This window comes from Myxococcales bacterium (genome assembly GCA_012517325.1).
In the GTDB taxonomy this organism is placed as follows: Bacteria; Lernaellota; Lernaellaia; order Lernaellales; family Lernaellaceae; genus JAAYVF01.
In genome coordinates, this window is record JAAYVF010000034.1 from 1 (window position 1) to 8136 (window position 8136).

Genomic DNA, 8136 nt, shown 5'->3' on the forward strand with positions numbered 1-8136 from the left:
ACGTTCGGTTCCCGCTTTCGATACCCTCGTCTCCATAGAGTCCTCCTTCGGTCATTGGGTTGTTTGGTGATGACTCAACCTTCAACCGATTCGAGGACTCTTTCAATATCCCAAAGTGCGAAAGAAATTGTACGTTATCATTGATAAAAATTATGCCTACGATATGCATCTGGTGAAGTTCCGCTCGGATGGCGGGTTGGATTGGGCTCGCAACTACAATGGACCGGACGGAAAATCAGATCAATGCACTGGAATCAATTCCGATAACGCGGGTAATGTCTACCTGATCGGGAAGACCGAAGAAAATGGCGATGAGGAGAATGAAGAAAAAGGTTGTGGATTATAGTACGGCTTTACCCGCTCGCCGCTTTACCGAGGATTTTCGCCCCTTCGGCTCTCTCCGCTCCGCTCCACGAATCTAAAACCGCTGGTATTCGAACGGCGCCACCGAGAACGAGGTGACCTTGTAGATGACGCCCAGGGCCAGGACGGCGATCAGCAGTTGCACGACCAGCGGCAGGCGCAGGAAGGTGCCGCGCATCTTCTCGTACCACTTATCCGGCAGCCACATCCCGGCGAAGCCCAGCAGCATCACGCCCACGTACATCGGCGTCAGGTTGGTCACGCCGAGGATCGCGGTGCGGAAATAGTCGATGCCGTCGCGGATGAGCGGCAGCAATTCGCCGCCGGTCAGCACCGTCTGGATTTCCTTGAAGGCGATGTAATTGGGCGACAGCGCCAGCCAGGGGAGCAACCGGCCGAGGACGTCGATCACGGTCTGAATGCTGGACGACTTGTACATGATCCAGGTCAGGCCCAGGTATTGGAAGGTGGTGAAGACGTCGAGGTAAAACAGGAACCGCGATTCGCCGGGCTGGCGGCCGCTCAGGATGCGCCGGCCTTGGAAGAAGCGGTTCCAGCAGACGCCGACGCCGAAGGTGAAGCCCCAAAGGATGTAGGTCCAGGCCGCGCCGTGCCACAGGCCGCCGATGAGGAAGGTGAGCATCAGGTTGCGGTAGACTTTCCAGGGATGAGAAACCCGGCTGCCGCCCATGGGGATGTAAAGGTAATCGCGCAGCCAGGTGGAAAAGGTGATGTGCCAGCGATTCCAGAACTCGCGGATGCTGCGCGACTTGAACGGGAAATTGAAATTTTCCGGCAGTTGCAGCCCCAACAGCAGCGACAGGCCGATCACGATGTCCATGTACCCCGAAAAATCGCAGTACAACTGCAGCATCGAGCCGTAAATGGCCGCCAGAACCTCGGTCGCCGAGAAGAACAACGGCAGGTCGAACACGCGGTCCACCAGGTTCAGGCGGACGTACTCGGCGATCACCAGCTTTTTCAAAAAGCCGATGATCAACAGGAAGATCGCCTGGCTCAACCGCTCGCGGGACAGGCGCGGGGTTTCGGCCAATTGTGGCAGAAAGAAGTTCGCCCGCACGATCGGCCCGAGGACCATCCGCGGGAAGAAGGCGATGTAAAGCAGATAGTCCAGCAGGCTCGTGCTGGGCTCGATCTTGCGGCGGTAGACGTCCACCATGTAGCTGATGGTTTGAAAAACGAAGAACGAGATGCCCAGCGGCAGCGGCAGGCCGAAGGTTTTTCGTTGCCAGAAAACGTCGAATTTCTCGGCGACGTCGGCGGGGATGCTGAAGAAGAAATCGAGGTACTTGAACAACGCCAGCAGCGAAACGCTCGACACCAGGCTGATCACCAGGTACAGCTTGCGACGCCCCGGCTGCTCAGTGGCCGCCACCTTGTGGCTCATGAAATAGTCGAACACCGAAATGTAGACCAGCAGGATCAGGAACCACGGGTTGGTCGAGGCGTAGAAGATGTAGCTGGCCGCGATCAGGGCCAGCGTGCGGACGACCCGCTGTTTGCGGAAAAGCCAGTAGACGACAAAGACCGCAACGAAGAAAATCAGAAATGGCGTGGTGGCGAAAGTCATGCTGGTTTCCCGTTTGAGTGATCGAGTTTCATCGCCTTTCCAGCGAACGAAAATAATAGCCGGAAAATCGAAATGGTCAAAGCAGAGAATACGGCGTCTTTTACCCGCCGGGCAAAAACGCTAGATTGATCGCCGGGGAGGGCTCGCCGCATGCTCGAAAACCTGGTCCGCCAATTTCTTTATTATCCGGAACCGATCGCGCCCGACGAACCGCTGCCGTCCTATATCCGCGGCGCTGCCGAGGTCCGCCTCGCCACGCCGCGGGGTATAACCGTCCATGGGCTCTATTGGCCCGCGCCGGAAGGCCGGCCGACGATCCTTTTTTTTCACGGCAACGCCCAGACCGTTTTCGAATGGGCGTTGATCGCCGAGGAACTGGCGCCGCTCGCCTGCGGCCTGCTGCTGATCGATTACCCCGGCTACGGCAAAAGCCCCGGCGCGCCGAGCGAACCGGCCAATTACGACGCCGGCGAGGGCGCCCTGCAATGGCTGCTTCGGGAGCGGCAATTGCCGCTCGGGCAGATCCTGATTTTCGGCAAATCCCTGGGCGGCGGCGTGGCCTGCGAAATCGCCCAAAACCGGCCGGTCGGCGGCGTGATCCTCGAATCCACCTTCACCTCGATCCCGGCGGTGCTCAAGCATTTGATTCCCTTTTTGCCCGCCGGCGTGGCGCTGAAAACCGAGGTCTACGACAGTCTGGCGAAAATCGCGCTGATCACCGCCCCGGTCCTGGTGGTGCACGGCACCGCCGACGATCTGATTCCGGTGAGCGAGGGGCAGGCGCTTTTTGACCGGGCCAATCAGCCCAAGCGGCTTTATCTGGTCGAGGGCGCCGGGCACGCCGACGTTTCCCTGCGCGCCGGACCGGCCTACGGCGCGACCCTGCGGCAGTGGATCGACAGTCGATAATAATTCGACCAAAACCGGGCGCGGCGGCCGATCGGCAACCTGGGCGATCGCGCCGCGGGCCGATTTGTCGGATTGTCCAAATTGTCCCTCAGTGCCTGAATTTTCCCATGTAATCAAAATGTTACAAAAAATTAGTTGCTACCAATCGTTTCGATATTAAGTTATAAGCATTAGAAAGCGCAGGATGAGTGTAAACGCGCCGCCGAACGGCGGCGATAAGGAGGCCGTCATGGCTAAAAAATTGCGTATTTTGTTCGTCACCAGTGAAGTCACTCCCCTCGCCAAAACGGGCGGCATGGCCGACGTTTGCGACGCCCTGCCGAAATTCCTGACCGAAGCCGGCCACGAGGTGGACGTGATCATGCCTTGCTATCGCTCGGTGAAAAACCTGGGCATTCCGACCGAAACGGTTCTGGATTCGTTCGCGGTGCAAATGGGCGGCCAAGAGATGACGGGCCGCCTGCTGACGGCGAAGATCGACCGGCCCTGGCGGCCGCTGCTGGTCGAACAGGAAGAACTATACGATCGCGACGGCCTCTACACCGACCCGGTGACCGGCCAGGATTATCCCGACAACGCGCGGCGGTTCGGCTTCTTCGCCAAGGCGGTGCTGGCGGCGCTGAAAAACGCGAAAAAGCCCTACCACCTGGTGCACGCGCACGAGTGGCAGGGCGCGCTGGTGGTCGTCTACCTGAAAAAATTCGCCGGCGACGACCCGCATTTAAGCGCTCCGGCGACCGTCTTTACCGTTCACAACATGGGTTACATGGGCCTATTTACGCCGGAACAGGGCGCGATTTTCGATTTGCCGCCGGCGGCCTTCGTGCCCGAGGACATGGAATTTTTCGGCAAATGGAACCTGCTCAAGGGCGGGCTCAATCACGCCGATTTCCTGACCACCGTTTCCGAAAAATACGCCAAGGAAATCCAGACCGAGGAGTTCGGCTTCGGCTTGCAGGGTATTTTACAGTCGCGGGCCGACCGGCTGGTCGGCATCACGCATGGCGTCGATTACGCCTTCTGGAATCCGGCGACCGATCCCTACCTCGTCGCGCCGTACGGCCCGGGCAAACTGGCGGGCAAGCAGAAGTGCAAGGAAGACCTGCTGGCCGTGTTCGGCATCGGCAAGGAATGGGTGAAGAAGCCGATCGCCGGTTTCATCGGCCGCCTGGTCGAGCAAAAGGGCCTCGACCTGATCATGCCGATTATCGAGGATCTGCTGGCCCACGGTTACATCCTGATTTTCCTGGGCGCCGGCGAAAAGAAATACGAAGCCGCCCTGCGCGATTTGCAAACCCGGTTCGCCGACCGCGTCGGCGTGCACATCGGCTTCAGCGAGGAACTGGCGCACAAGGTGGAAGCCGGCGCCGACCTCCTGCTGGTGCCCAGCCTGTACGAACCTTGCGGCCTGTCGCAGATGTATTCGCAGAAATACGGCACCCTACCGGTCGTCCGCGCCACCGGCGGCCTGGACGATACGGTCAGCGGTTGGGCCAAGGGCAAGCGCAACGCCAACGGCTTCAAATTCACCGAGAAAGACCCCGAGGCGCTGCTGCGCACCCTGGCCGACGCGGCGCTGCTCTACGACGACAAGAAGCGCTGGAAGAAGCTGGTCGACGCCGCCATGGAACTCGATCACTCGTGGGAGAGCGTGGCCAAGAAGTACGAGCGGCTTTACGCCAAGGCCCTCAAGGCGAAGAACGAGCCGGCCGCCGCGCCCGCCGCGGAATAAGCGGCGATCACGTTCGGGATTCGTAGATCCGGCGATAGGCGGCGAGGCAGTCGTCGAGCGGGCCGTCGAATTCGATCACGCCGTGATTCAGCAGCAGGCCGCGGTCGCACAGCAGGCGCAGGGTGTCGGGCACGTGGCTGACCACCAGCAACGTTTTGCCGCGCGCGCGCAGCTCGGCGATCTTGCGGTGGCACTTGGCCTGGAAACCGGCGTCGCCCACCGCGATCACCTCGTCGAAAAGCAGAATCTCCGGATCGGCGTTCACCGCGACGGCGAACCCCAGGCGCATGTACATGCCGGCGCTGTAATGGCGGATCGGCGCGTCGATGAACCGGTCCAGTTCCGAAAACGCGACGATCTCCGCCAGCCGTTCGTCGACTTCCCGCCGCGAAAGACCGAGCAGCGCGCCGCCCAGCCGGATATTTTCCAGCCCCGTCAGGTCCAGGTGGAAACCGGCGCCCAGCTCGAGCAGCGCCGCCAGCCGCCCGCGCACCGTCACCCGGCCGCCGCTCGGGTCGAAAATCCCCGCGATCACCTTCAGCAGTGTCGATTTGCCCGAACCGTTCGGCCCGACGATCGCCACGCTCTCGCGAGCGCCGATCCGCAAATCCACCGCCTTGAGGGCCGGGAAGACCTCCGCCCGGTCGCGCCGGCGCAGGCGCCCGATGACGGCGCCCTTCAGCGTCTGGCCGCGCTCGTGCCGCACTTCGTAGTGGACGTGCACGCGTTCGAGGCGGATCGCGTCGGTCGTCATCACAACTCCTTGGCCACGCGGCCTCGCCGCCGCCGGTAAACGGTCACGCCCAGCGCCAGCGACAGCGCCGTCCAGACCAGCACGTATTGGAAATCGGCCCACGGAAACGGCGCGCCGAAAAACGCGGCCCGGTAGCAGGACAGCAGCGCCGCCAGCGGGTTCAACCGCAGCGCCGCCACCAGCGCGCGATCGCCCGCCCCGAACAGTGAAAAGTCGTAGAACACCGGCGTCAGGTAGAACAGGAACGACAGGCCGACCTCGAGCAGCGGCCCGAGGTCGCGGAAGGAAACCGCCCAGGCCGACAGGGCCAGCGTCAGGCCGATCAGGGCCAGCGACTGCGCGACGATCAGCGGCGCCAGCCACAAGAGGCCGGCGTGCGGATGCGTCGCCGGGTGCGCCAGGGCGTAGAGCGCGAAGAGCAGCAGTGCCAGTCCGGCGTGCACGGCATTGGCGCAGACCGAGGCCGCCGGCAGCAGCCATTTGCGGAACGCCACCTGCCGCACGAGGCTGGCGTTGGCAATCAGCGCGTTCTGCCCGTTGACCAGAGAAACGTGAAAGAAAATCCAGGGCAGGTATCCGGATAAAAAGAAAATATGGTACGGTACCGGCAGGTCGGCCACGCGCGGGAAGCGCCCCAGGACGATCGTGAACACCGCCATCATCAGCAGCGGTTGCAGGAGCGACCACCCGAAACCCAGGACGCTGCGCTTGTAACGCAGCTTGACCTGGCTGGCGGCCAGTTCCCACCAGAGGTTGGCGGTCGGCGAGCGGTCCAGAAAGCGCGGCGGCCTCATGAGTCGTTTCTCCAGACCAGCCGCAGCACACGCCGGGCCTGGTCGGCGTCGCCGCTGTCGCGCCGCGCGGCGAACAGGCGCCACGAATAGCGCAGCGCGATCCAGAGCCGGACCGCCGCGCGCGTGGCACAGCCGCCGTGCTTTTGCCAGAAACGCAACTGGCTGCGGCGGTACTCGAATTCAGCCCGCGCGGGCGTCGTGGCCGCGCTGGCGCCGCCGTGATGGATCACGGTCGCCGCCGGCAGGTAGTGCACCGCGAAACCGGCCCGGCCGGCGCGCAGGCACAGGTCGATATCCTCGAAGTAGAGGAAGAAACGCTCGTCGAAGAGGCCCGCGGCGCGTAGCGTCGCGCGGCGGATCCACAGCGCCGAACCGCTGACCCAGCAAACCGGGCCGGGAACGAGCGCCGTTTCTCGGGCCGGGCTACGATGCTGCCGCCGCCGCGCCCATTCCTCCGCCAGGTTGGGCCGGCCGCCGCAACTTGGCCGCCAGGCGCCCGCACCGTCAATCTGCCGCGGTCCGGCGATGCCTACTTCCGGGTGCGCCCGCAGATGATCGGCGAGGATTTCCACCGCGTCCGGTCGCAGCTCCGTGTCGGCGTTGAGCAGCAGCACGTCATCCTCCGCCAACCGGCGCAGTGCGTAGTTCGCGGCGCGGCCGAAACCGCGATTGTCGGGCAGCGCAATCGTTTCGACCCACGGAAAGCGCGCGCGCACCGGGCCAAGGTCGCCGCGGTCGGAGGCGCTGTCGATGAGCAGCACCCGCCTGAACAGCGGCCGCGCGTGGCGTTCGACGCTTTGCAGGCAGGCCGCCAGCAGTTCGGGGGTGTTGTAATGGATGATCGCCAGCGAGAGGTCGGGCCGGGCGCCGTTCATCGCGGGCTCCCGCCCAGCCGTGCGACCGCCCGCCGCTTGCGCCAGGCGCGGCGCCAGTCGGCCGCGAGCATCCGCCAGGCAACCGCGAACCCGGGCGTTTGCAGGCATTTCCAGAGCAGGCGGGCCAATTCGTAAGGTACGCGGCCCAGCAAATACAGCCACCCGTCGCGACCGTCCTCGTTGGCGATCCACAGCAGGTAGCGGTTGACGAACGCCCGCGCGGCGAGGGTCGGCCCGTGGTGCTCGGGGTGGCCCCGGCGGTGCGCGCAGACGGCGCGCGGCTCGTACAAAAAGCGATAGCCCCGCCGCCACGCGCGCCAGGCGAGGTCGACGTCCTCGTAATAGGCGAAGAAGCTTTCGTCGAGAAATTCGCCGTCCAGCGAAAGCGCCGCGACCGCCTCCCGCCGCAGCAGGGCGCAGGCGAAACTCGGGCCGAAGGATTCGCCCGGTTCGTCGAACTGGCCGCGGTCCTCCCGGCCTTCGCCGCGGTCGGCGGGCGACATTTTCCGGCGGTGCAGTTCCATGCCGGCCGAATCGATCCGGCGCGGTTCGCCGGGCTTGATCAGCTTGGGCCCGACGCCGGCGACGTCGGGCGGGGCGTCCACCAGCGTCGCGTGCAGCCGGCGCAGGCAGCCGGGTTCGAGGCGCGTGTCGGGATTCAAAAACAGCAGGTAGGGCGCGCGGGTCAGGGCGACGAGCCGGTTGATCCCGCCGCAGAAGCCCAGGTTGATTTCGCTTTCATGTAGCGTCGCGGCGGGAAAGGCGCGGACGATCCGGCGGGTCTCGTCGCGGCTGGCGTTGTCCCAGACGTGAATTTCGCATGGGATGTCCTGCGCCCGCACGGCGGCCAGCGCGGGGCCGATCTCCGCTTCGTTCTGGTAAGTGACGAGGCAAACCGCGATTTCCGGGATCATGAACGCCTTCTTGATCTGCTCGGGGTTATCATAGAGGACCCGAACCGGCAAGACGAGGGGAAGTCGTGTATTAGCTTAGCGACTTTGTCCCCTGTAACTGCTTAGCGATTATGTCCCCCATGAAGAAGGACATGATTTCGATGACTCCCAAGGAGTTACAGCGGATGAGGTTGCTGGTCTGCGTCCTGGAGGGGCAGCTGCCCC

General features: G+C 63.5%; 8 protein-coding genes. 3 read left to right on the forward strand and 5 right to left on the reverse strand.

The window, feature by feature from the left end:
• The first annotated feature begins 127 nt into the window (after positions 1 to 127).
• A complete protein-coding gene (locus GX444_06750; protein ID NLH48286.1) occupies positions 128 to 346 on the forward strand; it encodes a hypothetical protein in 219 nt (72 codons plus the stop codon).
• A 72-nt stretch (positions 347 to 418) separates the two neighbouring features.
• Here the strand turns inward: GX444_06750 and GX444_06755 are convergent, their stop codons facing one another.
• Entirely contained in the window at positions 419 to 1954 is a 1536-nt protein-coding gene (locus GX444_06755; GenBank protein NLH48287.1) for an MBOAT family protein, read from the reverse strand.
• Between the two features lie 150 nt (positions 1955 to 2104).
• Here GX444_06755 and GX444_06760 point away from each other — a divergent pair, with 150 nt between their 5' ends.
• Together GX444_06760 and glgA are read left to right on the forward strand one after the other, a co-directional pair.
• The gene (locus GX444_06760) at positions 2105 to 2863 is read left to right on the forward strand and encodes an alpha/beta hydrolase (protein ID NLH48288.1); all 759 of its coding nucleotides are present in this window, start codon (positions 2105 to 2107) and stop codon (positions 2861 to 2863) included.
• Positions 2864 to 3092: 229 nt separating this feature from the next.
• A complete protein-coding gene (gene glgA, locus GX444_06765; GenBank protein ID NLH48289.1) occupies positions 3093 to 4595 on the forward strand; it encodes a glycogen synthase GlgA in 1503 nt (500 codons plus the stop codon).
• A gap of 7 nt (positions 4596 to 4602) precedes the next feature.
• Here the strand turns inward: glgA and GX444_06770 are convergent, their stop codons facing one another.
• The 4 genes from GX444_06770 to GX444_06785 are packed head-to-tail and all read right to left on the reverse strand — an operon-like array spanning position 4603 to position 7932.
• The gene (locus GX444_06770) at positions 4603 to 5349 is read right to left on the reverse strand and encodes an ABC transporter ATP-binding protein (protein NLH48290.1); all 747 of its coding nucleotides are present in this window, start codon (positions 5347 to 5349) and stop codon (positions 4603 to 4605) included.
• The gene (locus GX444_06775; GenBank protein ID NLH48291.1) at positions 5349 to 6143 is read right to left on the reverse strand and encodes an ABC transporter permease; all 795 of its coding nucleotides are present in this window, start codon (positions 6141 to 6143) and stop codon (positions 5349 to 5351) included. Before GX444_06775 ends, GX444_06770 begins: the two co-directional genes overlap by 1 nt.
• Positions 6140 to 7018: a glycosyltransferase family 2 protein gene (locus tag GX444_06780; protein ID NLH48292.1), complete on the reverse strand. Its 879-nt coding sequence runs from the start codon at positions 7016 to 7018 to the stop codon at positions 6140 to 6142. The genes GX444_06775 and GX444_06780 overlap by 4 nt, the downstream gene beginning before the upstream one ends.
• Positions 7015 to 7932: a glycosyltransferase family 2 protein gene (locus GX444_06785; GenBank protein NLH48293.1), complete on the reverse strand. Its 918-nt coding sequence runs from the start codon at positions 7930 to 7932 to the stop codon at positions 7015 to 7017. Before GX444_06785 ends, GX444_06780 begins: the two co-directional genes overlap by 4 nt.
• Between the last annotated feature and the right edge of the window lie 204 nt (positions 7933 to 8136).